The organism is Paenibacillus maysiensis (assembly GCF_000520815.1).
In the GTDB taxonomy this organism is placed as follows: domain Bacteria; phylum Bacillota; class Bacilli; order Paenibacillales; family Paenibacillaceae; genus Paenibacillus; species Paenibacillus maysiensis.
On sequence record NZ_ASRY01000055.1, the window covers coordinates 1 to 1,292 of the forward strand.

1 protein-coding gene and 1 pseudogene are annotated in these 1,292 nt (G+C 61.9%); both read left to right on the forward strand.

Translation table 11 applies throughout. The annotated features are described in order from the left end of the window. Positions 1-419, forward strand: a pseudogene (locus tag L696_RS30820) (beta-N-acetylhexosaminidase); the annotation flags it as partial. Further along, positions 416-1,292, forward strand: an 877-nt coding sequence (locus tag L696_RS0103950; protein ID WP_025682486.1) for an anhydro-N-acetylmuramic acid kinase, incomplete at its 3' end; no start/stop codon positions are given. The pseudogene L696_RS30820 and the gene L696_RS0103950, both read left to right, overlap by 4 nt.

The following is a 1,292-nucleotide window of genomic DNA, read 5'->3' on the forward strand; positions in this document are numbered from 1 at the left end:
CCTTCGCGCCTAGTCCCGGACTTGGCGCGGCGCTGGGCAAGCGCGGCCTGGATTGCGAAGACCGCGTCATTCCGGCCAGCCAATTCGCACAGTACAGTGCGGAACTGCTGGCCGCAGCCGCTGCGGAGGAAATCGGGCAGATTGTGCTTGGCACCTACAACGCCGGGTTTAATCCCGCGCAGGCCAAGCTGGCCGAAGCATTGCAGACGCTTGGCAAACCACTGGCCGTCGTCGCGCTGCGCAATCCGTATGACCTGCTCGTCATGCCGGGAGTGCAGGTCTATGCCGCTGTTTACGAGAGCCGTCCGCTCGCGCTGGAGAGTGCGGCCAAAGCGCTGCTCGGAGAAATTCCTTTCTGCGGGCAGCTGCCGGTCTCGCTGGGTTCCGCTTATCCGGCGGGGTGGGGAATACGCCTATGATCGGCCCGTTCTGGAACAAAACAAACGCCACTGTAGTCGGCCTGATGTCCGGCACCTCGCTGGACGGCATTGATGCCGCAGTGGTGTCTATTGAAGGCTGCGGAATGGGTGCGCGGGTGAAGCTGCTGCATTATCACAGCGTGCCTTATGAAGCTGCGCTCCGCGAGCGGCTCAAGTCGCTGTGCACCGTGGAGCATTCATCGGTAGAGCTGGTATGCGGCATGAATGTCTATTTGGCCGAACGGTTTGCCGAAGCGGCAATTGAGGCGGTGCGCGGCGCCGGAATGGAGATGGGAGAGATCGACTTGATCAGCTCCCATGGACAGACCGTTTGGCATATCCCGGAAAAAGCCGACCATGATCCCCATCTGCTCCGTTCCACCTTGCAGCTTGGAGATTTGTCCGTGCTGGCCAAACGAACGGGCCGGTACGTTGTTGGGGACTTCCGCCCGGCTGACATGGCCGTCGGCGGCCAGGGAGCGCCGCTGGTTCCGTATGGCGACCTGATCCTCTTCCGGCATTCCGAAAAAGGACGACTGCTCCAGAATATCGGGGGTATCGGCAACTGCACCGTATTGCCGCCTTCGTGTACTCCCGAACAGGTCTTCGCGTTCGATACCGGTCCTGGCAACATGGTTATTGATCAGGTGGTGCACCTGCTGACGGATGGCCGCTTGTCCTATGACGAGGCCGGGGCCTGGGCATCGCAGGGCCAGCCCGACGGGACGCTGGTATCGGAAATGCTGGAGCATCCCTACTTCGCCCGGAAGCCGCCGAAGTCCACCGGCCGGGAAATATTCGGCAAAGACTATGCCCGGCAGTTCGTCGATGCGGCCCGGCAGCGTGGGCTTGGCGGAGCGGATATGGTGGCGA